The organism is Brevibacillus reuszeri (assembly GCF_001187725.1).
Classification (GTDB): Bacteria; Bacillota; Bacilli; order Brevibacillales; family Brevibacillaceae; genus Brevibacillus; species Brevibacillus reuszeri.
This window is the reverse complement of sequence record NZ_LGIQ01000009.1, coordinates 1,521,583-1,546,459: the sequence shown is the minus strand read 5'-3', so window position 1 is coordinate 1,546,459 and position 24,877 is coordinate 1,521,583. Positions and strand designations below refer to the sequence as shown.

Sequence of the window (24,877 nt, the reverse complement as noted above, 5' to 3'; positions counted from 1 at the left end):
TTGGGAAAGCTGACCATAGAGCGTGATAGTCGCGTAACCTAAACAGGTATCTCTCCGAGACCAACCCCGAGTAGCGCGGGACACGTGAAATCCCGTGTGAATCTGGCAGGACCATCTGCTAAGGCTAAATACTACCTAGCGACCGATAGTGAACCAGTACCGTGAGGGAAAGGTGAAAAGCACCCCGGGAGGGGAGTGAAATAGTACCTGAAACCGTGTGCTTACAAATAGTCGGAGCCCGTTAAAAGGGTGACGGCGTGCCTTTTGTAGAATGAACCGGCGAGTTACGATAGCGTGCGAGGTTAAGTTGAAGAGACGGAGCCGCAGCGAAAGCGAGTCTGAATAGGGCGATAGTACGTTGTCGTAGACCCGAAACCGTGTGATCTAGCCATGTCCAGGGTGAAGGTAGGGTAACACCTACTGGAGGCCCGAACCCACGCACGTTGAAAAGTGCGGGGATGAGGTGTGGCTAGCGGTGAAATTCCAATCGAACTCGGAGATAGCTGGTTCTCCCCGAAATAGCTTTAGGGCTAGCCTCGGAANTTGGGACCCCGCTGAACGCGAGCGTAAGCTTGTGTTCAGTGGGACCCTTTAGAGTCTTGGAGGTAGAGCACTGATTGGGCTAGGGGCCCTCATCGGGTTACCGAACTCAGTCAAACTCCGAATGCCAATGACTTATGTCCGGGAGTCAGACAATGAGTGCTAAGATCCATTGTCGAAAGGGAAACAGCCCAGACCATCAGCTAAGGTCCCCAAGTATACGTTAAGTGGGAAACGATGTGGAGTTGCCCAGACAACCAGGATGTTGGCTTAGAAGCAGCCACCATTTAAAGAGTGCGTAATAGCTCACTGGTCGAGTGACTCTGCGCGGAAAATGTAACGGGGCTAAACGTATCACCGAAGCTATGGCAGTCCTTACGGACTGGGTAGGGGAGCGTTCCAAGCAGCAGTGAAGCCGTACTGGAAAGAGCGGTGGAGCGCTTGGAAGTGAGAATGCCGGTGTAAGTAGCGAAAAGACAAGTGAGAATCTTGTCCACCGAAAGCCTAAGGTTTCCTGGGGAAGGCTCGTCCTCCCAGGGTTAGTCGGGACCTAAGCTGAGGCCGAAAGGCGTAGGCGATGGACAACAGGTTGATATTCCTGTACCACCTCTGTTCCGCTTGAGCAATGGCGTGACGCAGGAGGATAGGGTGAGCGGCCTACTGGATGGCCGTCCAAGCAGTAAGTGTGGTGTGTAGGCAAATCCGCACACCGCGAAGCACAAGCTGTGATGGCGAGGGAAATGTAAGTACCGAAGTCCCTGATTTCACACTGCCAAGAAAAGCGTCTAGCGAGGAACAAGGTGCCCGTACCGCAAACCGACACAGGTAGGCGAGGAGAGAATCCTAAGGTGCGCGGGATAACTCTTGCTAAGGAACTCGGCAAAATGGCCCCGTAACTTCGGGAGAAGGGGCGCCTCGGTAGGGTTAATAGCCCGAGGGGGCCGCAGTGAAAAGGCCCAAGCGACTGTTTAGCAAAAACACAGGTCTCTGCGAAGCCGCAAGGCGAAGTATAGGGGCTGACGCCTGCCCGGTGCTGGAAGGTTAAGGGGATGAGTTAGCGCAAGCGAAGCTTTGAACCGAAGCCCCAGTAAACGGCGGCCGTAACTATAACGGTCCTAAGGTAGCGAAATTCCTTGTCGGGTAAGTTCCGACCCGCACGAAAGGCGTAACGACTTGGGCGCTGTCTCGGCAAGAGACCCGGTGAAATCATAATACCTGTGAAGATGCAGGTTACCCGCGACAAGACGGAAAGACCCCATGGAGCTTTACTGTAGCCTGGTATTGGAACTTTGTGCATCATGTACAGGATAGGTGGGAAGCTGAGAAGCAGGGGCGCCAGCCTCTGTGGAGCTGTCGGTGGGATACCACCCTTGATGTACGGAGTTTCTAACTCGTCGCCCTTATCGGGCGAGAGGACCATGCCAGGTGGGCAGTTTGACTGGGGCGGTCGCCTCCTAAAAGGTAACGGAGGCGCCCAAAGGTTCCCTCAGAATGGTCGGAAATCATTCGTAGAGTGTAAAGGCAGAAGGGAGCTTGACTGCGAGACCTACAAGTCGAGCAGGGACGAAAGTCGGGCTTAGTGATCCGGTGGTTCCGCATGGAAGGGCCATCGCTCAACGGATAAAAGCTACCCTGGGGATAACAGGCTTATCTCCCCCAAGAGTCCACATCGACGGGGAGGTTTGGCACCTCGATGTCGGCTCATCGCATCCTGGGGCTGAAGTAGGTCCCAAGGGTTGGGCTGTTCGCCCATTAAAGCGGTACGCGAGCTGGGTTCAGAACGTCGTGAGACAGTTCGGTCCCTATCTGTCGCGGGCGTAGGAAGTTTGAGGAGAGCTGTCCTTAGTACGAGAGGACCGGGATGGACGCACCGCTGGTGCACCAGTTGTCACGCCAGTGGCACAGCTGGGTAGCTATGTGCGGAAGGGATAAGCGCTGAAAGCATCTAAGCGTGAAGCCCCCTCCAAGATGAGACTTCCCACAGCGCAAGCTGGTAAGACCCCTCATAGACGATGAGGTTGATAGGTTCGGTGTGGAAGCGTGGNGCGTGGCAACACGTGGAGCTGACGAATACTAATCGGTCGAGGACTTATCCACACTCTTAGCAAAAGCATGCATATCTAGTTTTGAAGGTGCATATTATCACGGAGAGTTACCCAAGAGGCCGAAGGGGACGGTTTGCTAAACCGTTAGTATGCGCAAGCGTAGCGAGGGTTCGAATCCCTCACTCTCCGCCATTTTTATTTTTACAATCAGAAAATAAATAGTTGGATGGCTTTCCAAAGCCTGCTTTTTTGTGGCGGCGTAGCTCAGCTGGTTAGAGCGTTCGGTTCATACCCGAAAGGTCGGGGGTTCGATTCCCTCCACCGCTACCATAGGGGCATAGTTTAAAGGTAGAACGAAGGTCTCCAAAACCTTTGGTGTGGGTTCGATTCCTACTGCCCCTGCCAAATAACCTGCATTGATTTTTGGACATAGGATATCATTATGGCGGTCGTGGCGAAGGGGTTAACGCACCGGATTGTGGCTCCGGCACTCGTGGGTTCAAGTCCCATCGATCGCCCCATGTAATGGGAGTATAGCCAAGTGGTAAGGCACGGGTCTGCAAAACCTTCACCCCCGGTTCAAATCCGGGTACTCCCTCCAAATTGTGTCCCAGTAGCTCAGCAGGATAGAGCAACGGCCTTCTAAGCCGTCGGTCGGGAGTTCGAATCTCTCCTGGGACGCATTGTTCATTCCTAACAGAAACCTAAGAATAAGAGTTACCTCCTGTGGATTTTAACAATCCACAGGAGGTTTTTTGATGTCTACGAAAGAAACGCTAAATCATTATATACCAAATATGCAGGTCTACTATATTATATAGAAGAAACGCGTTGAAACTGTTCCTTAACCTGGCTCTTCTATTAACGAGGAAAGTACCCCGTAGAGTCGAGCGAGAAAGTGTGACTATATTATGCGTATAGCTGCATATAGACATAAAAGCCTCCTCTCCCATCTCTTTTTGAGATGGAGAGGAGGCCACAATAAGAATAGCGAGAAGGACGCTCACGAGAGCCGTTTTTCGAGCTGCGAATAGGAGAATATCGACACACACTTAAATAAAAGGATTTGAGTAGTAGAGGCCGTGAAGATAGCGCTTCTCTGCTTTTTCCATAGCGACCTCTTTCTCGGCCTCCAGCGAGCTTTTTATTTTCTCCCAATACTCAGGAGTAGCGTCGCTTAAATCGACCGCCTCTGGGTCGCCTAGTAGATTGCGAATCAGCTGCCAATCATCCGGGTGCTCATATTGCTTCATTCCACCTCCAATTAATCGAATGTCATGTAGCAGCAGTTTAATATCCTCAGGAATCATCAACTTTCCCTCACAGATCAAATATTTTTTTAGGTTATGAGCGTGCATGAGAGACTGCTCTCACTGGTAATAATTTGTCTACTTTCATCAAAAATATGTAAGAAAATGCGAGATCGAGAGGACATTCCAAACGAGGAATGTGACGAATCCATGTTTTTCTTGTGGAAGATTTTTTCCACAATTCGCAGAGGATTCGACATGGATTAACACTTATTTACAAAATTAGTAATAAAGAAGTTTTTTCCCATAGAAGTAAAAAAATTTGACTGAAAAATGGGTATATTGATGTCTGAAAGTCGTATTGACTTCATATAGTGAATTGTGTATACTCAATTCCGTGATTAAAGTCAACTACAATCGAACAAAATTTTTTGATAATTGTTTGCGGTTTTGGGCAGTATCCAGCTGACTGCCTCTGCAAGTATCCATGAAGCATGAAGCTCTGCAACGAAAGCTTTGTACGTTCTGCTGACCGCACACTATCGAATTTTCGTCAGGAATAAATCGCATTTGATTTTCGTACCCATTAACCAAATCGAGCCTTTTTTGACAAGGGCTTTTTTTACTTTCGGAAACCTAAGAGAGATATAGGATGAAAGTATAAGAAAAACGAAGGCTTTCGCTATTGGACTTGGTGATAAGCCAAATTTTTCTAATCTGCTCGCTGTCAAGAGATGTCGAATAGAAAGAGAAAAAGGTGGGAAAGGTGATAGCAGTACCTTAATTTTTTCCCACTTTTGGGTCATTGCAAAATGAATCACATTTGATGTACACTCCCAATTGAGAGAAAAAGAATAGAGAAATTTTGGAAAAACACTACCCAAATCAGAACTGACCCAATTCTGGTTTAGGTCGAGGAGAAGAACCCATGAGTGTAATTAGAGAGATCATTGAGGGATTATTCATCGGATTTACTTCAACGGTAGGTGTCATCAGCACATACCAAACCCTGGTTTCATGCGCAGGGCTGTTTCGCAAAAAGGAAGCTGTCAGTACCGAGCCACAAAAGACTTTTGCAGTTCTGATTGCGGCGCACAATGAAAGTGCCGTCATCGCGCCATTGATTGAAAACCTGAAGAAGCTGGATTATCCGCGTGAAATGTACGACATCTTTGTCATCTGTGACAACTGTACAGACAACACCGCGGAGATTAGCCGGCAGCATGGAGCCTACGCATGTGAGCGTTTTGATACCTCCAAGCGTGGAAAAGGCTTCGGAATTGAATGGATGCTGGAAAACCTCTGGGCAAGACCAAAGCAGTACGATGCTGTCGTGATGTTTGATGCAGATAATCTCGTGGAGAAAAATTTCTTGCGCGTCATGAATGATCGTCTCTGTAAAGGGGCGAAAGTAATCCAAGGCTATCTGGATTCCAAGAACCCGTTTGATTCCTGGATTACGCTCTCGTACGCCGTTACGTACTGGTTTACCAACCGTATGTGGCAGCTTGCACGTCACAACCTGGGATTGCCGAACACATTAGGCGGAACAGGGCTGTGTATTGAGAGCAACCTGTTGAAAGAGATGGGTTGGGGAGCAACCAGTCTGACTGAGGATTTGGAGTTTGCTACTCGCTGTATTGCACGAGGCATTTACCCGACTTGGGCACATGACACCAAAGTTTGGGATGAGAAACCAATTGACTTGAAATCTTCCATGCGTCAACGTCTGCGCTGGATGCAGGGCCACTACGATGTGGCGGGTCGATACATTGGCACCGTTTTGAAAAACGGAATCAAATCAAGAAAACTGGGTATGCTTGATGCCGCGTTTTACTTGTTCCAGCCGATGTACGTCTTGATGGTTACGATGATGTCCCTGCTTTTCGTGGGCCGCTTTTTCGATATCGCAGCTTTGACACCAGCAGCAACCATTTTGCCAAGCTGGCTCGTCTATAGCTCAACAGCTGTATTCTACCTGTTGCCGTTCCTGGCGCTGTATCTGGAAAGGGTACCGCTGAAAGGCTATCTGGGATTGCTGTTGCTACCGTTTTTTTTCTTAACCTGGCTCCCGATCATGTTTTACGCGTTTTTCACCAAGAAAAACCAGGTGTGGAGTCACACTTCTCACAGCCGTGCGATTCGCATCGAGGAGATCCAGCAATAGGGATTGGAATCAAAACCACAGGGAATTAAAACCCTGTGGTTTTCCTGTTATTCAAAGTGGCGAGGATAGGTCCTGATTTGGTATAATGACGTGATTAAGGAATCGGGCCACGTCTCGACGAAAGCGAGGCATCCGTTTCATGGCTACGCAAGAGAGAGAACAGACGTAGCTGTGCCATGAGGAGGAATACAGCAATGAAGGTAGCACCAAATAGTTGTCATAACGAAACCCCATTGATGTGGGGAGACAAGCGATATCATACATGGAATTATCATTTGCGCGGGACCTTTCATGAAAAGATTTTCAAAGTGCCTTTGGACGGGGGATTTAGCTGCCCGAACCGGGATGGGAAGGTCGCAACGGGCGGCTGCACGTTTTGTAGCGCCAGAGGCTCTGGGGACTTTGCCGGAGATCGACGGATGGATTTGGAACGCCAGTTTCATGATGTGAAGAACCGGATGCATGAGAAGTGGCCACAAGCGAAATACCTCGGCTTTTTCCAAGCCTATACGAATACGTATGCACCTGTAGAAGAGCTTCGTGAGATGTATGAAGTCATTTTGAGGCAGGAAGGAGTCGTAGGTCTGTCCATCGCGACACGTCCCGATTGCCTGCCAGATGACGTTGTAGAATACCTCGCTGAACTCAATGAGCGCACGTACCTCTGGGTGGAGCTGGGATTGCAAACGGTTCATGAGCATACCGCGACATTGATTAACCGTGCTCACGATTATCAGTGCTATGTGGATGCTGTAGAAAAGCTGCGCAAGCATAACATTCGCGTTTGCTCGCATATTATCTACGGGCTGCCAGGTGAGTCGCATGAGGAAATGATGCAGACGGCAGACGCTGTTGCTCATTTGGACGTGCAGGGGATTAAAATTCATTTGCTGCATCTGTTGCGCAAAACGCCGATGGTGAAGCAATACGAGGCGGGACTGCTGGAATTTCTATCCCAAGAAGAATACACCAAGCTGGTAGTCGATACGTTGGAGATTCTTCCACCTGAAATGATCGTTCATCGAATCACAGGAGATGGGCCGCCAGATCTACTCATTGGCCCGATGTGGAGCCGTAAAAAGTGGGAAGTGCTGAACGGGATCGATGCTGAGCTGCGAAACCGGAATAGCTGGCAAGGAAAGTTTTACGTTCCAAAAGGATAATGAATGGATTGAGCAAGCAAAAGAGGAGCCATCCCAAAGGAGGCTCCTTTTTCTTATTCAAAACGATTCAACGAGCGAAGTATTTTTTTGGCTCGGCCGGGATAATTCGTAATGGCACCATCTACGCCAAGCTTGAGTGCCCCCTGTAATTCACGGCTGCTGTTCAGATTCCAGCCTAACACTGTGAGACCATGCTGATGTGATTGCTTGATGACACTAGCCGTTAGCTGATCATGCGGTACATGGAGCTGATCTGCCCGATAACGGGAGGCAACCTCCCAAGGATTAGCCAGGGGCCCTACGTACAAAAGTCCTGTGGTTTGCAGGGGATCTAATTCTTTTATGCGTAGCAGACTGTCAAAGTTAAATGAGGAAATAATCGTTCGCTCAGTCAACTGAAAGCGTCGGATTTGTTCAATGACCAAATCTTCAAGATGGGGCTGGCTGACCAAGAAGTTTTTCAATTCGATGATAATGCGCAAGGGCGTCTCTGAAAAGGCTTGAAATACTTCGCGCAAGGTTGGAATCCGCGCCTTGGAAAAACGAGAGTGAGAGTCCTTGTCTGCGCGGTACTGGCGCAGCTCTTGCAAGGTATGACTCCGGACCAGTCCAGAGCCGGTCGTCGTACGATCCAACTGATGATCGTGAATGACCACCAGCTTGTTGTCAGAACTCAATTGCACATCCAGCTCGATTCCATCTGCACGCCGCCTGACTGCTGCGTGAAAAGCTTCCATCGTGTTTTCCGGAAAGAGGCCGGAAGCGCCGCGATGGGCATAGATGAGTGGGAGCACGTGGGCTTCCTCCCTTCAAAGACATCTGCTCCTTTTACAAGCATATGTAAAAAGCCCCTCGATACGACCTTTCTTGAGGGGCAGCAGAAGAAACCTAGCTGAGTGCAGTGAGAACAATCACTAATAAGATGAATAGCACCAATACGAGTATGAATTCGTTGTTTCTGCCGCAGCTCACACAAATCCCCTCCTTCCCAGAAGAAGCAACTACTCCCTTCATCTTATGACTGAGTAGGGTAAATGGCGCTCATCGAATGCCCATCCTGCCTACTTTTGTGCATGACACACGCCTTTTTATACAGATTGGCAGATGACGGGCTGGGGGAATTTGCTACAATAGAACCAGATACGAGGCAGAGGAGGGAGCTTCATTGTGGTAAATGAACAAGAGATGCTCACATCAGGTGACTTGGTGATTGATCGACCAAACAGAAGGGTCAAGCTCCATCAGTACGATCGGACGCAGGTTGCTGATTGGGATAAACGCTTGCATGAACTCGCGATAGAATCGGATGCAACCAAGTTGATTGTCTATGGAAGAAAAGAAGATATTCCAGCTTGGCTCAGCGTGGGGTATACGCTTGAGGGAACGATCGATGGGTTCTTTCAAGGTCAAACCGCTCAAATGCTGACCCGCTACCTGACCGAAGAACGCGCGACTTCTACTGCACCTGAGCTGGCTGAGGAAATCCTCTCGCTGAGCCTGGCAAAAGCAGGCCAAACGGAAGGAAAAGCTCTGCCGGAAGGTTATTCTTTGCGAAAAGCGACCGATGCCGATGCAGAAGAGCTTTCCCGTCTATATGCACTCGTTTTTGCTACCTATCCAACTCCGATGAATGATCCGCAGTACATTCGAAAAACAATGAAGGAAGGCACGATCTATTACGTTGTCGAGTATGACGGCACTATCGCGTGTGCCGCTTCAGCCGAAGTAACGGAGCGTATGGGCTCAGCCGAAATGACCGATTGCGCTACGCATCCGAACCATGCGGGAAAAGGCCTCCTCCAGCCGTTGTTCATGGAGCTGGAGCGCAGGATGGAGGAAGCTGGCATCTACTACTTGTACACCTTGACACGTGCGCAATCGGCCGGAATGAATGTCACTGCATCTAAAATGGGATATGAATACCGCGGACGTCTTATCAATAATTGCACCATCTTTTCCGGATATGAAGACATGAATATTTGGGTGAAGCCACTTCGCCCGATTCGAGACTAATAGCTACTCGCCAGAAGGATATAGCTGCTGCTGAAGACGACGCGCCATCAAGGCTAGCTGAAGCTGCCATCGCTGATGCGCGTCCTCCAGGCGGTAGCCTGTTTTTTCTTCGATTTGTGTAAGCCGGTATTTCAAGGTGTGACGGTGAATGTACAGGGCCTGAGAGGTTTGTAAGCCATTCCCGTTTTGCCGTAAATAGACGTCGAGTGTTTCAAGCAGCTGCTGATTATACTTGGAATCATAACGGATTAATGGATCAAGCAGAGGCTTCCAGAGAGCAAGCATGCGCTCCTCGCTTTCTCGATACGGAAAAAGAAACTGGTAGCCTTGCATGTCCTTGTAGTGCAGTAGCTCAGGAGACTTCGCCAACAAGGGATAGGCTTGCAGGGTAAACATCGCTTCCTCTGCGGCATGGACCACATCACTCAAGTGCTGGCACGGATTGCTGATTGCAACATGTAGCCCGTACGACGGATGTAGATTTTCCCAGCGCGAAGTAAGCTGTGTGAGCAAAGAAATGCTCGTTTGATCATCGGGCAGGACAAACAGCAGACAGTGCGGACGCTCCCGTAAAAGGTACGAGCGTTTGTGGCGATCACAGAGCCGCCGCATGAGTGTAATCACATTTTGATGAAGCTCACCGATGTCAGGGCGATTAGATCCCTCTACATTGACTGCCACTACGAGATGACCTCCGGTTACTGGGTAACCAAGCATGCGACAACGACTATCCAGTTCGGAAGCGCTCATCGGCTTGCCATTTAGTAATTCCTCTACTAGATCGCCCTTCAGTCGCCATTCCGTAGCCGATACGGCGCGCTCCTTTACATATTCCAGGGCACATAGTGTCGCTGCATGCTGCAGGGCTACATCGTCCAGTTCCTCCCAGGCGGGCTTTGGCTTAACCAAGGTCAGTGTGCCAAAATGCTCCCGGTTCGCACGTATTGGTACGGAATGAGCACTTTCTGTAGCCTGATCATCACCAGCTTCGTTCAAACACCCTTGCTGTGTAACTTCGAAACCAAGAGCATCTACGAGCGTCACGGCCCCTCTAGTCAGCGTCGCAAGCTCGCCTGCGATGGCAGGCAAACCACCTTTGGATAAAGCAGCTTCAATCATTTTATTATGAATGGCCTGTGAATAAGCGAGCGTCTCAAACTGCCTGTTTACGATCGGCTGCAAAATCGCTTTGGTGATGGTGGAAAAGTTGATTTCCGTAGGAATTTCAATTAGCGGAAGCTGGTGACGGTTCGCCATCTCAATGAATGCCTCTGGGATTTCCCGCAAATAAAAGCCAGTATGAATAGCGACTCCGCTCAGCTTTTGCTTGGCAAGCGAAGGGATAAACGAAGAAAGTCTCATCGGATTGCCAGTCAGCCCAAAACCGGTCGTAATTAAAAATTCTCCTTCTTGCAGGCGACTAGTATCTTCAAGCACTTCCACAATTGTCACCCAGCGAATGGGATTATCCAGACCACCTGCACCTGCAATTAGCCTCGTTTGAACCATATCCGGTAATTGCAGGGCTTCACGAATTGTTATCGTCATGAGGAGTACCTCCAGAGCTTCAGAGTTCTTTATACAAAATGTACAAAAGATTTTGTCTCTTCGCCATGTTTTTTTGCCAGCACGTCGGATGAGGGAAAGTCGATGGTCAGCTAGGATAGAGGTAGAGAGTCAGAGGATGTTCAAAAAGTGGGGGAAGACACCGCCTTTTGAACAGGACCTATTAATAAGGGTGGCGACGATAATGGAAAAAAGCTATGTAATCAAGCCTGAACTCGGTAAGTCATATCCAGTAATCTCGCATGGCAAAGGGATTTATCTATACGATAAAGAGGGCAACCGCTATATCGACGGATCCAGTGGCGCTGTGACAGCGAGCATCGGTCACGGCGTAGAAGAAATCGCTGAGGCGATGTACGCCCAGGCCAAGGAAGTATCGTTTGCCTATCGCTCTCATTTTAGCAGTGATGCTGTAGAAAAGCTGGGAGCCAAGCTCGCTGCGTGGGCACCAGGCTCTTTAAACTGGACGTTTTTTGTGAGCAGCGGCTCAGAGGCAACAGAAACCGCTCAAAAAATTGCCATCCAATATTGGCAGGAAAAAGGCAAGCCAACGAAAAACCGTATCATCTCTCGCTGGATGAGCTATCACGGAATTACGATGGGAGCCCTCTCGATGTCGGGACACGTCCTGCGTCGGAAGCGCTTTGCGCCACTTCTGGCGGATTATCCAGCGATTACCGGTCCATATCCGTATCGTCGTCCAGAAGGAATGTCACTTGAAGAGTATGGGCTTGTGTGCGCGAACGAGCTGGAGACAGCTATCCTGCGCGTCGGACCAGACCAAGTGGCAGCCTTTATCGCGGAACCTGTGATCGGGGCAACAGCGGGCGCTGTCGTACCTCCAGACGGATACTTCCAGCGGATTCGTGAAATCTGCGACAAATACCAGGTGCTGTTTATTGCAGACGAGGTCATGACTGGCGTAGGACGTACGGGAAAAGCCTTTGGCGTGGATCACTGGGGAGTCGTCCCAGACCTGATGACGCTCGGAAAAGGAATGAGTGCTGGTTATACACCAATGGCAGCGACGATGGTATCCGACGAAATTATCGAGACGATTACCAAAGGCAGCGGCCTGATCATGGCCGGACACACCTACAGCGCGAATCCACAATCTGCAGCCATCTCACTCGCCGTGCTGGACTACGTGGAAAAGAACCAGCTGGTCGAAAAAGCAGCAGAGCAAGGTGCCTACCTTCTCTCTCGCTTGCAGGAGCTGGCAGACGAGCTTCCGTTGATCGGCGATGCACGCGGTCTCGGAATGCTGTGCGGACTGGAGTTCGTGAAAAATAAACAAACCAAAGAACCGTTTGCACTCTCCCAAGGGGTAGGTTCACAGGTGATTGCAAAAGCATTTGAAAAAGGTTTGCTCATTTATCCGGCAATGGGCGGTATCGATGGCGTAGCAGGTGACGCAGTTATCATCTCTCCTCCACTCACGATTACGAAAGAACAAATTGATGAGTTGATCGGACTCTTGAAAGAAGCGATTACAGCTGTGCAGCAAGAGCTGCAAGACAAGGCACTGATTGGATAGCACGAGACGGGAGGAACAAACAATGACCAATCGTTTTGAAAAAGTCGTTTCGATCGAAGAGGCGCTTTCGCATTTTCGTGACGGAATGACGCTATTGGCAGGAGGGTTCGGGGGAATCGGCAATCCCCCGACTCTGGTCCAAGGCATTTTGGATAAAGGCATACGTGATCTGACGCTAATCAGTAATGATACGGCGTTTCCTCATATCGGTATCGGGAAGCTCGTGACGGAGAAGCGCGTCAAAAAAGTGATCGCTTCACACATCGGGTCAAATCCCAACGCAGGGGCCCAAATGACGGCAGGTGAGCTCGAGGTAGAGTTCTGTCCGCAGGGGATACTTGCAGAGCGTGTACGGGCCGGTGGAGTGGGTCTGGGAGGGATTCTCTCTGATGTAGGGATTGGCACCATCGCTGAAAAAGGAAAGCAAAAAATCGTAGTTGATGGCAAGGAGTACTTGCTGGAAACGCCGATTACTGCTGAAGTAGCCATTGTTCACGCGAAAAAAGCGGACCGTTTTGGCAATCTGGTGTTTGACACGAGTGCACGCAATTTCAATCCATTGGTCGCGATGGCGGGAGATATCACCATCGTAGAAGCGGATGAAATCGTTGAAATTGGCGAGCTACACCCGGAAGAGATCGTAACCCCGGGCGTTTTTGTCAATTACATCGTTCAAAGTGAAGGGGTGAACTGGCAATGGGCATGGGAGAAGTAAAAGAGACAGAAAGCTATCGTGAACGAATTGCCCGCCGCGCGGCCATGGAAGTGGAGGACGGGATGATCATCAATCTGGGGATCGGCATCCCTACACTGGTTGCCGACTTTATCCCTGATGATATCCGTGTGATGTTTCACGCTGAAAATGGTATTTTAGGCACAGGGCCAAGTCCTGCAAAAGGTGAAGAGAATGCCATGCTGTGCAATGCGGGCGGGTTTCCCGTGACGCTGGCTACCGGAGCTTCCTTTTTTGACAGCGCTACCGCGTTTGCCATCATTCGTCGTGGACTGCTCGATATGACGATCCTCGGTGTGCTGGAAGTGAGTCAAGCTGGAGATATCGCGAACTGGATCGTTCCTGGCAAGCGTGTTCCCGGGATGGGTGGGGCCATGGAGCTGGCACAAAAAGCGAAGAAGGTAATGGTAGTAACTACCCATCTCGATAAAAATGGACGCTCCAAGATTGTTCGCGAGTGCTCCTTGCCACTGACCGCAGCCAAAGCAGCAGACTGGATCATTACCGATATGGCGGTCATGGAGGTTAAGCCTGACGGTCTTTATTTGCGCGAGGTCATGTATCCGTATTCAGTAGCAGATGTTATCGGCGCAACAGAGGCAGAGTTAAAAACAGAAGGCGAAGTCGGAGTATTCCGCTAAATAAAAACGAGGGAACGGGGGATGAACATGGCAAATTGGCAGACGCTCATTCACGAGCAATTGGAAAAGGACCGGGCACAAGCCACATCGCTATTGCAGGAGTGGGTGCAGAGTCCAAGTGTTCAAGGGGAGGAGCGTTCCATACAGGAGAGTATCGCAAGCCGGCTGGCTGAAATGGGACTTGCGGTTGATCTGTGGGTAATGGAAGGCGAAGAACTGCTCGCTCATCCCTATTTTGTATCGCCTCGTACTGTGTTTGACAGCAGCCCCAATGTTGTAGGGGTGTGGAAAGGTCAGGGTGGAGGACGCTCCATGGTTTTGAATGGCCACGTGGATGTCGTTCCTGCTGGTGACCGTGCGCAGTGGAGCGACGATCCTTTCAGTGGGAAGGTCGTGGACGGGAAGCTGTATGGACGTGGGGCTACCGATATGAAAGGGGGCAACCTGTCCTCTTTGCTCGCGATTCAAGTACTGCAAAAGCTGGGTGTCCAATTAAAAGGGGACGTCATTTTCCAAAGCGTGGTCGAGGAAGAGAGTGGCGGTGCGGGTACACTGGCAACCATTCTGCGTGGCTACAAAGCGGATGCAGCCCTGATTCCCGAGCCGACCAACATGAAAATTTTTCCAAAGCAGCAAGGCTCCATGTGGTTCCGGCTGACGGTAAAAGGCCGCTCTGCACACGGAGGAACACGCTATGAGGGTGTCAGTGCGATCGAAAAAAGCTTGCTCGTCGTGCAGGCCGTCGGCAAGCTGGAAAAAGAGCGGAACGACCGTCTGGATGATCCACTGTACGAAAAACTGCCGATCCCGATTCCGATTAATATCGGCGTCATTGAAGGCGGAAAATGGCCTTCTTCCGTTGCTGATCTCGTCAAGCTGGAGGGACGCATGGGTGTGGCGCCTGGAGAGCAGATGGAGGATGCCAAGGCAGAAATGGAAGCTGCGCTGAAGCAACTGGTAGAAATTGATCCATGGTTTGCTGAGCAGCCTGTAGAGCTGGAATGGTATGGTGCGCGCTGGGTTCCAGGAGCCGTGGCTGAAGATCACCCGCTTATGGAGATTTTGCATAACCAGTTCACAGCAGTTACGGGTAGTCGTGCAGTTGTAGAGGCGTCTCCTTGGGGGACAGATGGAGGGTTGTTAACAGCGCTGGCTGATACACCAGCCATTGTTGTGGGACCTGGCGTTACGCAAGTGGCACATTATCCAAATGAATATATCGAACTGAACGATGTGTTCCGTTGCGCAGAAATATTTGCCCTCACCCTGATAGAATGGTGCGGTGTTGAAGAAGAAAGTAAATAAAATATCAACTGCCTGTAGGTCAAAAGTATCAGATTTATATCGGCATCGATCGACAGCAGTTCTCTAAACCGACCCTCGTCATTTCTTGTCGACGAGGGTCGGTTTCTTTTTTGAGGGGCTCGACAGAAAATGGCAAGGAAGGCTTGAGGGAGTTGGAGAATGTTTGGAGGTCGGGTAGCTCGTATTTTTCTTATGACGAAGGAGGCTGGTTATGAAAAAAGCATGCTTTATTGGAGGCAGATGGGTTAGCACAGCGGAGTACGCGCCACTTTACTCTCCCTATAGCGGCCAGGAAATTGCCCAGATTCCTCAGGCAGACCCACACACTGTACAAAAGGCGATTGCAGCTGCTTGTGAGGCAGCCAAGCTCATGCGTAGGCTGCCAGCTTACCAGAGGGCGTCACTCTTGGAGAGGATATCCATTCTATTGAACGATAGGCTGGAGGAAGCGGCGCGACTGATTGCAATCGAAGCAGGAAAGCCGATCAAGACAGCACGTGGAGAAGTGATTCGAACCATTCAGACCTATAAATTCGCCGCGGAGGAGGCAAAGAGGCTGCATGGAGAAACCGTTCCCCTCGATGCTGCCATAGGGGGAGAGGGACGGATCGCGTACACCGTAAGAGAACCGCTTGGTGTAATCGGAGCTATCACCCCGTTTCATTTTCCGATGAATTTGGTTGCCCATAAAGTGGGACCCGCTTTGGCTGCCGGGAATTCAGTGGTGCTGAAGCCAGCATCACAAACGCCACTGAGTGCTTTTTTTCTCGCGGAGCTGGTTGAGCAGGCAGGTGTTCCTGCTGGGGCCCTGAATGTAGTAACAGGTAGTGGTGCAATCGTTGGCGATCAACTGGTTACCGATCCTCGAGTACGAGCTGTGACCTTTACAGGGAGTCCTGACGTTGGGATCGCGATCCGTAATCGGGCCGGATTAAAAAGAGTTGCACTTGAGCTTGGGTCAAACTCAGCCGTGATTGTTGATCGTGACGTACAGCTCGAGGAAGTCATCCCACGCTGTATTTTTGGAGCATTTGCCTACTCGGGACAGGTATGTATCTCTATTCAGCGCATCTACGTGGTTCAAGAGTTATATAGCGAATTTGTTCGCAGATTTGTCGCGGAAACACTCGCTCTGCGGGGAGGAGACTCTCTCTCTGAGGAAGCCGATTATTCAGCCATGATTCATCCAGCAGAAACAAAGCGTGTCCTCCAATGGATCGAGGAAGCAAGACAGCTAGGAGCCCTTGTGGAGTGCGGTGGACAGGTGACGGGTCGCATGCTTCAGCCAACCGTTTTGACAGGTGTGCCAGCGCGTGCAAATATCTCAAGCCAGGAGGTATTTGGTCCGGTTGTCTTGATAAATCCGATAGAATCCGTTTCGCATGGCATCGAGCTGGTCAATGACTCCCGATATGGCTTGCAGGCGGGAGTGTATACCAATCATCTAAGTATGGCCTTGCGGGCTGCTGACGAGTTGCAAGTAGGAGGAGTGCTTATTAACGATATCCCTACTTTCCGTGTCGACCACATGCCATATGGTGGTGTTAAAGAGAGCGGAATGGGCAGAGAGGGGGTCAAGTACGCGATGGAAGAAATGACAGAGCTAAAGCTGGTGATCGTAAAGAGGTGAGGAAAAAAAGTAGAATCCTCTTGCAAATAAGAGAAGACTTGTGCTATAGTAGTTATTGTTGAACCGTAACGCGGAGGGATACCGAAGTGGTCATAACGGGGCGGTCTTGAAAACCGTTAGAGTGCAAGCTCACGCGGGTTCGAATCCTGCTCCCTCCGCCATATTCCTATTACTGATCATGAAACTGAAAAGAACTCACCAACCTCACGTTGTCTAACGGAGGTTTTTTTATTTGTTTCAAGCATGTTATTCAAAAACCATGATCAAAACTACCACAACCAACAAACTGAGATATATTTTTGAAAATAACCGATCCGGGAGACGGTGGGCGATCCGGGTACCAAGTGGAACGCCGAGAAATCCGCCGAGAACAATACCTAAAAAGGCAGGCACGTAAACGAATCCGAAGCACCAGGCAGGAAGGCCAGGTTGCTGTAGTCCGGTTGCGATGGATGTAATGGCTCCAACAATCGCGATCGGAAGACTTAATGGATTGGCCAACGAAACAGCATGAAGCATGGCAAGTCCCCGTTTTCTCAAAAATGGAACCGTGAGGACACTTCCTCCAACACCTAATAGGGAAGCTAGAAATCCGATTCCAAGGCCAAGCGAAGACGTTTTGAATGGAGTGGGCAATGTGAACGATAGCCCATCTACGTCTAAAAATGATTTTTTCCAGATGGAAGTGACAATCGTATAAACGACCAGCAGGATGAACAGGTAGCGAAGAATATCTCCTTGTACAAAGGGTGTAGATAGTCCCCCCAGAAGAGCACCGACGGCAATGGCTGGAGCCAGCCGGAAGAAAATGGACCAAATAACATGTTGTTTGCGATGATGCGAAATGGTTGAATTGATGGAATTCACAATCATGACAGCTAGTGAGGTTCCAATCGCCACATGCATGATAGCCGCTTCTGGGACATCAAAACCAGGCAGGAGCAAATACATAACAGGTATTAATACGAACCCACCACCAAATCCAAACATGCTTGAAAGAATTCCCGTTAGGATGCCAATTGCTAAAAATCCTGCGATAACCAAAATGTGCAGCCCCCTTGTTAAAGTGAAATGCTTTGTTTTGTTGTTGCAACACGTCCTCTCACGTAAAGTATAATAAGGTTATTGGTATAAATAAAATTGTTGTTATTGATACCGTTCATAAATGGAGGTAATGTCTCTTTGGAACATGCACCCCTGGAGTTATATCGTGTTTTTTATACCTGTGCAAAGGAAGGGAGTTTGACAAGAGCAGCAGAGAAATTGCATGTTACCCAGCCTGCGATCAGCCATTCGATAAAGCAATTGGAGAAGAGCATGGGGGGAGCTCTCTTTTCGCGAGTTCCCAAGGGGGTTGTCTTAACGCGGGAGGGAGCGGTGCTGCTTGAGTACATCGAACAAGCTTTTCACTACATCGCTCTCGGAGAAAAAAAGGTGGCTGAAATGCGGCAATTGCTTGCTGGGGAAGTAAGAATTGGGGCGGGGGATACTCTTTGCAAATACATCCTGCTGCCTTCGCTTGAGTCGTTTCATGATGAGCATCCCGCCATTAAAATAAAGGTCACGAACCGAACTACACCAGAAAGTATAGCGCTGCTGAAAGAGGGCAGCATTGATTTTGCGTTGGTTAATTTACCTGTAACCGATCCCCAACTGGAAGTGGACAAAGTAATTGAAGTACATGATTGCTTTTTTGCTGGACCACGTTTTGAACACTTACGGAATCAAAAGCTATCACTGGATGAATTACTTTGTCTGCCGCTCATACTGCTTGAAGAAGGCAGCAATTCCAGACAATACTTGAATTCGTTCATGCAGCAAAAAGGATACCGGCTGGAACCGGAAATTGAGCTTGGAAGCTTAGATTTGCTCGTGGAATTTGCCAGAATTGGTCTAGGGGTTTCCTGTCTGACCCGCGAATTTGTTGACCATGAAGGCTCTACATTGTTTGAAATTGATTTGATAGAACCGATCCCGCCGCGTGAGATTGGAATCGTCAAATTGAAAAATGTCCCATTATCCGAAGCAGCAGGCGCTTTCATTCATTCTTTTTTTGCCATGTGAATGAGAACACGAATAAACCCTCTCGCCCGGATGAATCGCTTCCGGAAAAGAGGGGGTATGTCCGAATGGATCACAGGATGAGCATTCACTAGCTCTGTTGCTCTTTTTGCATCTCTACAAGGCGATTGAGAACAAGCTGAACCGCAATGGCATCATCTACATAGCCGATCGGGAAGATATAATCAGGAATAATATCCGCCGACAAAATAAAATACAACAAGGCGCTTCCAAGCACGGCACGAATTTCATCGGAAGCATCTGCTTTTGAATATTGTTCATACATGTCCCTGAGCTGTTCGATGAATGGGCCGGCACCGCTAACCTGGTCTACTTTTGCAAAAAAGTCTTCCTGAATAATCCGCCGTCCCTCAACGGTGAGGGCATAGATTTCATATTTGGCCAGCTCGGCTTTAACCATTTCGGTTGTGAAGGAATGGTCAAAAAAATTGGATGAGGCGAGAACCTCTTGTATGGCATCGATTGAGCTATGCATATCTGTGCGGGTGTTTGCTGATTCCAGCTCTACCTCAAAACCGGCGGCTTTCAGCAGTCTAGCCAAGGGGACCTGCAGGTGATTGGCAAATTGCTGGAGGTGATCTGGCTTTGCTTGCTGTTTTCCGTTTACAATCCGCGAGATCGTAGCCGTGTCAATTCCCGTCAACGTACTTAGCTTGCGCATAGAGAGGGAGCGTTCCTTCAGCAATGATTTAATGATCGTGCCCAAATCAGAGCGCTGATTGTCTACCGCCACGAGGTGTACACTCCTTTCCGCAACAGATGAACAAGGGTGTTGAGTTTTTTTCAACAAAAAATCTTGGGAAAAGCACTTTTTCTCAACAACCTCAATACAATGACTACAAATTGTGTGGGGAGTGATGAGAAAATGACTTGGTTGATCATATTGGGTTTTGCCATTTCTTCAAGCATTGATAATTTGGGAGTAGGTATTTCCTATGGCATCCGCAAGATTCGGATTGGCTTTTGGTCAAATCTTTTGATCGCTGGCATTTGTTTTGTTCTAAGTGAAATCGGAATTTATTTTGGTCAGATGCTTGTTTACCTTCTTCCGGGTATTCTTCCTGTGCTGCTGGGCGCACTCATCCTGGTTGTAATCGGGATTCGCATCATTTTGTTAGCTGTCCCAAGAACAAACAAAGAGTTGGGGACGGCAAGCGAAGGTGAAGCTGCTGGGAGTTCAAGAAGTATAAAAGGAATATTGCAAAATCCGGAGATAGCTGATTTTGACAAGTCAGGTGAAATCGGGCTGAAGGAAGCTTTCTTTTTGGGGATTGCACTGGCAGCGAATGCTGTGACGAATGGCTTGAGCGCAGGGTTAATAGGGCTGTCTCCGCATGCGATTTCCATAACGGCAGCGATTGGGAGCTTCCTGACGGTTTGGGTAGGGGTCGGTATTGGTGAAAAAGTGGCATCAGTGCGGATCGGTTCGTTTACATTAGGACAATTCGGGACGATGATAAGTGGGATTATTCTGTTGGCGATTGCCGCGAATTCTTTACTATAAGAAGGTGGACCAACCAGTTACTTGTCTCTATAGTATGAGATGGGTTAAGGCGTTATGAATGACTGGAGAAGAAACATTCCTGATCCTGAAAAATAAAAAAGAGCATAGGATTATGGATCCATTGCTCAGTCGAATTCGAACGTGTTTATTTTGAATGGTTTTTGTCAGTTGCCCCTCTTTCCATTTCAGCGCGAATCTCTTGTTCGATTTGCATGCGATATTCCTGCTCGGAAAGCTGTTGGGAAGCACTTTTCTCAGGGGATTCCTTTGTCTCTGAGAGGAGTCCTTGCGAAGCGAGTTTAAACTCTTTTAAAGTGCTGCCAACAGCTCTCCCCAATTGAGGTAATTTTGAGGGCCCGAACAATATGATACCGATGACGAATAAAAATAAAATACCAGTTAGATTTGGAAAATGCACAACGAATCCCTCCTTTTTTCATAATGTTAGTATTACACTGAGATATGGGAGAAAAATAAAAAGTAGCACGTGGTTTGTGACAGAATTGTGACGTTTTTGTGGTGTAGTCATGAGTTTATTATAAAGTTTTCCGTAAGATAGCAATCCAGCTGGTTTTTTCCTCAAAATCCAATAGAACCAATGTCGATGCAGCAGCCAATTTGGTATATGCTGTACGTAAGGACTCAAATTTTCTTGGGGGCCTTCGGCAGCTTCAAAAATGCAGAGGAAGCTGCCGTTTTTTTCTTTCTAAATATCAGAAAATAAACACTATATAGATAATTATAGTATAATGTCTGTAAACGTTTTCCAAAGGGAGGCAGGCGCATGATCGAGTCCCAGCGAGTCAGGAGAAATACACTAGGTGACATATTACGAAGGAGTCATGGGCGCTTTCCTGACAAGGTCGCCTTGCAGTTTGAGGAAGAAGCTCTTACATACAGGCAATTCGATCATCTTGTCAATCAAACAGCAAATGTGCTGATGGAAAAAGGCTTGCAAAAAGGCGAGCGTCTTGCAGTGCTATCCCGTAATTCCTTGGATTTTGCCATTGTGACCTTCGCTTCGGCCAAAGCTGGTGTCATTCTGGTGCCGATCAACTTTATGCTGAACACAGAGGATGTCGCATATATTTTGGCTCATTCCGAAGTAAGTGCATGCTTCGTATCGCCAGAGTTTCAAGGCGTCGCGCAATCTGCAATCGAGCAAGCAGCGATCTCCCCGCGTCTCCTGTCTCTGATCTCCAGACCTGCTGCACCTGAGGGGGAGTGGCTCCCGTTTCGTGATATGATTGCCCATGCCCAAGCGCACGAGCCAGAAGTGGAGCTGTCAGATGATGACGTTGCTCAGATTCTTTATACAAGCGGAACGGAATCGAAGCCAAAAGGCGTCATGCTGCCCCATAAAAGCATCATTTCCGAATACGTAAGCACAATTATCGAAGGAAACATGACATCAGAAGATGTGGCTATACATGCGCTGCCCTTGTTCCATAGCGCGCAGTTGCACTGCTTCCTCGGCCCTTACATTTATTTGGGGGGCAGCGGAATTATTTTGGAGCAGGCTACACCTGATTTGATGCTGCAGACGGTAGAGACGTTCAAAGCTACACAGCTGTTTTGCCCGCCGACCGTTTGGATCGCCTTGCTTCGTTCACCAGCGTTCTCCTCACGCAATTTGACTTCGCTCAAAAAATGCTACTACGGTGCAGCGATCATGCCTGTAGAAATTTTAAAAGAACTCAATCAGCGCTTGCCTGATGCCCAATTTTACAACTTTTACGGTCAGACGGAGGTAGCTCCGCTTGCAACAGTTTTGAAGCCTAATGAACAAATCAGAAAGGCAGGGTCTGCTGGAAAGCCAGCTCTCAACGTTGAAACAAAGATCGTGGACGACGAAGGCCAGGAGGTTCCACGAGGCAGTATCGGGGAGATCGTACACCGTACGAGTCATGCGATGCTGGGATATTTCCGCGACGAAGAAAAAACGCGGGCAGCTTTTAACGGCGGATGGTTTCACAGTGGCGATTTGGGGATCATGGATGAAGAAGGCTTTATTACGGTCGTAGACCGAAAGAAAGACATGATCAAGTCAGGTGGGGAGAATATAGCAAGCCGAGAAGTCGAGGAGCTGATCTATCAGCATCCAAAGGTTTCAGAGGTGGCGGTTATTGGCATCCCGCATCCTTACTGGATCGAAGCGGTAACCGCTGTAGTAGTGCCAAAATCAGGTGAGGCGGTAACGGCTGAGGAGCTGCTTGGTTTTTGCAAAGACCGTCTGTCGTCGTTTAAGGCACCCAAATATGTGGTGATTGCGGAAAACTTGCCCCGTAATCCTAGTGGAAAAATATTAAAAAGGGAGCTTCGCTTGCGTTATGAGATACTCGCGACACAATCATAATGCGATCGCATTGCTGTGCATTCTCCCCTAAAAAAATGCAGCCCGCTCACACGGTCAATCGACCAGGAGCGGGCTGTTTTTGCTTATTTGACTGTAGAAATCGTTGGGTGTTCCGCTGTGATCACATCGAATCGATACCCTTTTTCCTTCAAGAAGGAGATAACCTCAGGCAAAGCTTGCGCGGTTGCTGCTTTCGTGCTTGCGTCATGCATGAGAATCACGATTTCTTTTTGTGACTTCACTTGTTGCTTGACGTTGGCAAGTGCTCCGGCTGCTGTGTAATGGCTACTGCGAGCATCTCCATTTGTTACATTCCAGTCGATGAAGATGTACCCGCGATTGTTAGACTCAGCTTTGATTGCACTCATTACTGTTTGTTGCTTGTTATACAGCTTTGGATCCTGATATTTCAGGCTGACTGTATTTGTACTGCCACCTGGGTAGCGGAAGATCGTTGGTTTCATACCTGTCGCTTTTTCAATCAATTGATTACCTTTTTCCAGGTCATTGAAAAAGGCGTCCTTGCTCTGGTACAGTACCCGATAATCATGGGAGTAGGTATGTCCGCCGATCGAGTGACCTTCACTCATTGCTCGCTTCAGGATCGCTTCGTTACCAGGAACATGACTTCCAACGATAAAAAATGTTGCTTTCACATTATTTTTCTTTAGCGTATCCAAAACCAATGGCGTGATCGGTGATGGCCCATCGTCAAAAGTCAGGTATGCTACCTTGTCTGCTTGATTTGCTGGTGGTACCGGCTTTTGTACAGGCGGCACAGGAGGTTTCACTGGAGGTTGAACAGCTGTGCCATTTGTTCCTGATGTGTTTGGTACTGGTGGTTTCGTCACCGGTGGTGTTGCTGTTCCAGGAGTTCCAGCTGGCGGTGTCGTAGGCTTTTGGACGACAGGAACCTGTGGAACAACTGGTTTGCTATGAATGACAGTGAGAGGGTGGTACGGCTCCTCTCCATAGATCAGGTAAGCCTTGCGCAATTCTTTAAATTGCTTGAGTTGTTCGGCGTAAGATGCTTCGATTTCTTGCGGCGTACGCCCTTGCTCCAAAAGTTGACCGATTTTGTTCGAACCCATCACCTTGTCAAACAAGACGATTCCTTTATCCGTACTTTTCGGAACAGCAAAATGATTCAGCTGTCTTGCGTAGGCCAAAGCGTACATACCCGTTTTCACCGGATTAAATAACCGTGGTTCATGGATTTGCAGTCGTACCCCGCCAAGTCCATCCTTGTTCTCTGGCAAGAAGACGACACCTGGAAGCAGGCTTCCATTCAGTAAATCTGCATATTTGACGGAATCAATGCCTTCTCCGCCAATCCATGTAAAATTGTCTGCTTGCTTGATTCCTGTTCCTTCTCCCAAACCAGTAGCCATATAGCCAAAGACGGAAGCGAGGTCAGGAATATGCGGAGAGCTTTGCACCCATGTTAAGCCTGTATCCTGAAAAATCATGCTGCGTGTATAGCCCTCCATCGGAATGACAGTCAGATCGACTCCGATGCTGCGATTGAAAAATAAAGCAAGCTCGCCAATAGTCATTCCGTGCGCCAAAGGAATCGTATCTACCCCGATAAACGAGCGGTACGGAGCTTCGAGGACAGGTCCGTCCACAATGGAACCGCCAACTGGATTCGGGCGATCCAGAACGATTATTTTTTTATTCTCCTGTTTTGCTGCAGTCATTGTATACTGCAAGGTAGAGATGTAAGTGTACGTGCGTGAACCCACATCTTGCAAATCTATAAGCAGAACATCTACACTTGCCAGCATCTCTTTCGTAGGCGTACGCGTTGCACCATACAAGCCGTAAACCGGAATGCCATAAACAGGATGAACATAACTCGTTACCTGATTTTCTGCAGATGTTTTTCCATCCAATCCATATTCGGGAGCAAACAATGCGGCGAGCTTGACAGTCCGGTCTCTGCGCAACATGTCAATTGTGCTCATTCCTTGTCCGTTCACGCCAGTCTGATTCGTGACGAGCCCCACTTTTTTGCCTTCAATCTGCTGATGGAATTGATCGAAAAGAATATCACTTCCTAATTGAATGGCAGCGGTGTTGGCGGAACTTCCACCTTGAGGAATCATACTTAAGATAATTGCCAGGATAAGAAAAGGTATTAATTTCTTCATGTTTCTCCGCCTCTTTCAAATGTCGTTGCATGTCTATTGTAACGGTTTTTTGAAGGAATATGGTTTCATTTTTGTAACTATTTGAAATTAGTTCGAAAGGTAGAGGTTTTAAGTAACGTTTGTGGGGGAATTTATTAAAATTTAGGGCGTAGATTCCTTGAGTAAGAACACCTTCTGCACATCAAAATAAGT

General features: G+C 48.7%; 20 protein-coding genes, 7 tRNA genes and 1 other annotated feature. Of the genes, 19 read left to right on the top strand and 8 right to left on the bottom strand.

What is annotated here, in order from left to right:
• Positions 1-223: 223 nt before the first annotated feature.
• Positions 224-2,625, top strand: a sequence feature (most likely nonfunctional fraction of RNA operon).
• From ADS79_RS35860 to ADS79_RS21700, 7 genes are all read left to right on the top strand, one after another.
• Entirely contained in the window at positions 2,074-2,361 is a 288-nt protein-coding gene (locus tag ADS79_RS35860; protein ID WP_201783418.1) for a hypothetical protein, read from the top strand. (Overlaps the previous feature by 288 nt.)
• A 61-nt stretch (positions 2,626-2,686) precedes the next feature.
• Positions 2,687-2,777 (top strand) — tRNA-Ser (locus ADS79_RS21725).
• A gap of 61 nt (positions 2,778-2,838) precedes the next feature.
• Positions 2,839-2,915: transfer RNA gene (locus tag ADS79_RS21720), tRNA-Met, on the top strand.
• 1 nt (position 2,916) lies between these two features.
• Positions 2,917-2,990 (top strand) — tRNA-Trp (locus ADS79_RS21715).
• A 40-nt stretch (positions 2,991-3,030) separates the two neighbouring features.
• Positions 3,031-3,106: transfer RNA gene (locus ADS79_RS21710), tRNA-His, on the top strand.
• A gap of 6 nt (positions 3,107-3,112) precedes the next feature.
• Positions 3,113-3,186, top strand: a tRNA-Cys gene (locus ADS79_RS21705).
• Positions 3,187-3,192: 6 nt separating this feature from the next.
• Positions 3,193-3,266 (top strand) — tRNA-Arg (locus tag ADS79_RS21700).
• A 371-nt stretch (positions 3,267-3,637) separates the two neighbouring features.
• Here ADS79_RS21700 and ADS79_RS21695 read toward each other — a convergent pair.
• On the bottom strand, positions 3,638-3,895 hold the full coding sequence (locus ADS79_RS21695) for a hypothetical protein (protein WP_049740449.1): 258 nt from the start codon (positions 3,893-3,895) through the stop codon (positions 3,638-3,640).
• A gap of 868 nt (positions 3,896-4,763) precedes the next feature.
• Here ADS79_RS21695 and ADS79_RS21685 point away from each other — a divergent pair.
• Complete coding sequence (locus ADS79_RS21685; protein ID WP_049740447.1) at positions 4,764-6,002, top strand: glycosyltransferase family 2 protein; 1,239 nt, start codon at positions 4,764-4,766, stop codon at positions 6,000-6,002.
• Between the two features lie 194 nt (positions 6,003-6,196).
• Entirely contained in the window at positions 6,197-7,165 is a 969-nt protein-coding gene (gene mnmL, locus ADS79_RS21680) for a tRNA modification radical SAM protein MnmL/YtqA (RefSeq protein WP_049740446.1), read from the top strand.
• Positions 7,166-7,218: 53 nt separating this feature from the next.
• Here mnmL and ADS79_RS21675 read toward each other — a convergent pair whose 3' ends face one another.
• Both ADS79_RS21675 and ADS79_RS36765 read right to left on the bottom strand, forming a co-directional pair.
• A complete protein-coding gene (locus ADS79_RS21675) occupies positions 7,219-7,959 on the bottom strand; it encodes a glycerophosphodiester phosphodiesterase (RefSeq protein WP_049740445.1) in 741 nt (246 codons plus the stop codon).
• A gap of 94 nt (positions 7,960-8,053) precedes the next feature.
• A complete protein-coding gene (locus tag ADS79_RS36765; RefSeq protein WP_141260804.1) occupies positions 8,054-8,179 on the bottom strand; it encodes a YjcZ family sporulation protein in 126 nt (41 codons plus the stop codon).
• 171 nt (positions 8,180-8,350) lie between these two features.
• On the opposite strand from ADS79_RS36765, the gene ablB reads away from it, so the two are divergent.
• On the top strand, positions 8,351-9,178 hold the full coding sequence (gene ablB / locus ADS79_RS21670; RefSeq protein WP_049741101.1) for a putative beta-lysine N-acetyltransferase: 828 nt from the start codon (positions 8,351-8,353) through the stop codon (positions 9,176-9,178).
• Between the two features lie 3 nt (positions 9,179-9,181).
• On the opposite strand, the gene ADS79_RS21665 is transcribed toward ablB, so the two are convergent.
• Positions 9,182-10,726 (bottom strand): PucR family transcriptional regulator, encoded by a 1,545-nt coding sequence (locus ADS79_RS21665; protein ID WP_049740444.1) that lies wholly within the window; start codon positions 10,724-10,726, stop codon positions 9,182-9,184.
• Between the two features lie 202 nt (positions 10,727-10,928).
• On the opposite strand from ADS79_RS21665, the gene ADS79_RS21660 reads away from it, so the two are divergent.
• The 6 genes from ADS79_RS21660 (at position 10,929) to ADS79_RS21635 (ending at position 16,751) form a co-directional block, all read left to right on the top strand.
• Positions 10,929-12,281, top strand: coding sequence for an aspartate aminotransferase family protein (locus ADS79_RS21660; protein WP_049740443.1), 1,353 nt, complete (start codon positions 10,929-10,931; stop codon positions 12,279-12,281).
• A 22-nt stretch (positions 12,282-12,303) separates the two neighbouring features.
• The gene (locus ADS79_RS21655; RefSeq protein WP_049740442.1) at positions 12,304-12,996 is read left to right on the top strand and encodes a 3-oxoacid CoA-transferase subunit A; all 693 of its coding nucleotides are present in this window, start codon (positions 12,304-12,306) and stop codon (positions 12,994-12,996) included.
• Positions 12,978-13,655, top strand: a complete 678-nt coding sequence (locus ADS79_RS21650; RefSeq protein WP_049740441.1) for a 3-oxoacid CoA-transferase subunit B — start codon at positions 12,978-12,980, stop codon at positions 13,653-13,655. Before ADS79_RS21655 ends, ADS79_RS21650 begins: the two co-directional genes overlap by 19 nt.
• Before the next feature lie 27 nt (positions 13,656-13,682).
• Positions 13,683-14,960, top strand: coding sequence for a peptidase (locus tag ADS79_RS21645; protein ID WP_049741100.1), 1,278 nt, complete (start codon positions 13,683-13,685; stop codon positions 14,958-14,960).
• A 211-nt stretch (positions 14,961-15,171) separates the two neighbouring features.
• Positions 15,172-16,590, top strand: a complete 1,419-nt coding sequence (locus tag ADS79_RS21640) for an aldehyde dehydrogenase family protein (RefSeq protein ID WP_049740440.1) — start codon at positions 15,172-15,174, stop codon at positions 16,588-16,590.
• Between the two features lie 72 nt (positions 16,591-16,662).
• Positions 16,663-16,751: transfer RNA gene (locus ADS79_RS21635), tRNA-Ser, on the top strand.
• Between the two features lie 85 nt (positions 16,752-16,836).
• Here the strand turns inward: ADS79_RS21635 and ADS79_RS21630 are convergent.
• Entirely contained in the window at positions 16,837-17,634 is a 798-nt protein-coding gene (locus tag ADS79_RS21630; protein WP_049740439.1) for a sulfite exporter TauE/SafE family protein, read from the bottom strand.
• A 96-nt stretch (positions 17,635-17,730) separates the two neighbouring features.
• Between ADS79_RS21630 and ADS79_RS21625 the strand changes: the two genes are divergently transcribed.
• Complete coding sequence (locus tag ADS79_RS21625; RefSeq protein ID WP_328135215.1) at positions 17,731-18,654, top strand: LysR family transcriptional regulator; 924 nt, start codon at positions 17,731-17,733, stop codon at positions 18,652-18,654.
• 88 nt (positions 18,655-18,742) lie between these two features.
• Here the strand turns inward: ADS79_RS21625 and ADS79_RS21620 are convergent, their stop codons facing one another.
• Entirely contained in the window at positions 18,743-19,405 is a 663-nt protein-coding gene (locus ADS79_RS21620; RefSeq protein ID WP_049740438.1) for a helix-turn-helix domain-containing protein, read from the bottom strand.
• Between the two features lie 132 nt (positions 19,406-19,537).
• On the opposite strand from ADS79_RS21620, the gene ytaF reads away from it, so the two are divergent.
• A complete protein-coding gene (ytaF, locus tag ADS79_RS21615) occupies positions 19,538-20,176 on the top strand; it encodes a sporulation membrane protein YtaF (RefSeq protein WP_049741098.1) in 639 nt (212 codons plus the stop codon).
• A gap of 145 nt (positions 20,177-20,321) precedes the next feature.
• Here the strand turns inward: ytaF and ADS79_RS36495 are convergent, their stop codons facing one another.
• Complete coding sequence (locus ADS79_RS36495) at positions 20,322-20,594, bottom strand: twin-arginine translocase TatA/TatE family subunit (protein WP_049740437.1); 273 nt, start codon at positions 20,592-20,594, stop codon at positions 20,322-20,324.
• Between the two features lie 366 nt (positions 20,595-20,960).
• Between ADS79_RS36495 and ADS79_RS21605 the strand changes: the two genes are divergently transcribed.
• Positions 20,961-22,532: an acyl-CoA synthetase gene (locus tag ADS79_RS21605; protein ID WP_049740436.1), complete on the top strand. Its 1,572-nt coding sequence runs from the start codon at positions 20,961-20,963 to the stop codon at positions 22,530-22,532.
• A gap of 83 nt (positions 22,533-22,615) precedes the next feature.
• Here ADS79_RS21605 and ADS79_RS21600 read toward each other — a convergent pair whose 3' ends face one another.
• On the bottom strand, positions 22,616-24,685 hold the full coding sequence (locus ADS79_RS21600) for an exo-beta-N-acetylmuramidase NamZ domain-containing protein (protein ID WP_049740435.1): 2,070 nt from the start codon (positions 24,683-24,685) through the stop codon (positions 22,616-22,618).
• Between the last annotated feature and the right edge of the window lie 192 nt (positions 24,686-24,877).

Coding starts and splice junctions, on each gene's coding strand:
- ADS79_RS21695 (WP_049740449.1), bottom strand. CDS start 3,895: ATGATTCCTGAGGATATTAAACTGCTGCTACATGACATTCGATTAATT.
- ADS79_RS21685 (WP_049740447.1), top strand. CDS start 4,764: ATGAGTGTAATTAGAGAGATCATTGAGGGATTATTCATCGGATTTACT.
- mnmL (WP_049740446.1), top strand. CDS start 6,197: ATGAAGGTAGCACCAAATAGTTGTCATAACGAAACCCCATTGATGTGG.
- ADS79_RS36765 (WP_141260804.1), bottom strand. CDS start 8,179: ATGAAGGGAGTAGTTGCTTCTTCTGGGAAGGAGGGGATTTGTGTGAGC.
- ablB (WP_049741101.1), top strand. CDS start 8,351: ATGCTCACATCAGGTGACTTGGTGATTGATCGACCAAACAGAAGGGTC.
- ADS79_RS21665 (WP_049740444.1), bottom strand. CDS start 10,726: ATGACGATAACAATTCGTGAAGCCCTGCAATTACCGGATATGGTTCAA.
- ADS79_RS21660 (WP_049740443.1), top strand. CDS start 10,929: ATGGAAAAAAGCTATGTAATCAAGCCTGAACTCGGTAAGTCATATCCA.
- ADS79_RS21655 (WP_049740442.1), top strand. CDS start 12,304: ATGACCAATCGTTTTGAAAAAGTCGTTTCGATCGAAGAGGCGCTTTCG.
- ADS79_RS21650 (WP_049740441.1), top strand. CDS start 12,978: ATGGGCATGGGAGAAGTAAAAGAGACAGAAAGCTATCGTGAACGAATT.
- ADS79_RS21645 (WP_049741100.1), top strand. CDS start 13,683: ATGGCAAATTGGCAGACGCTCATTCACGAGCAATTGGAAAAGGACCGG.
- ADS79_RS21640 (WP_049740440.1), top strand. CDS start 15,172: ATGAAAAAAGCATGCTTTATTGGAGGCAGATGGGTTAGCACAGCGGAG.
- ytaF (WP_049741098.1), top strand. CDS start 19,538: ATGACTTGGTTGATCATATTGGGTTTTGCCATTTCTTCAAGCATTGAT.
- ADS79_RS21605 (WP_049740436.1), top strand. CDS start 20,961: ATGATCGAGTCCCAGCGAGTCAGGAGAAATACACTAGGTGACATATTA.
- ADS79_RS21600 (WP_049740435.1), bottom strand. CDS start 24,685: ATGAAGAAATTAATACCTTTTCTTATCCTGGCAATTATCTTAAGTATG.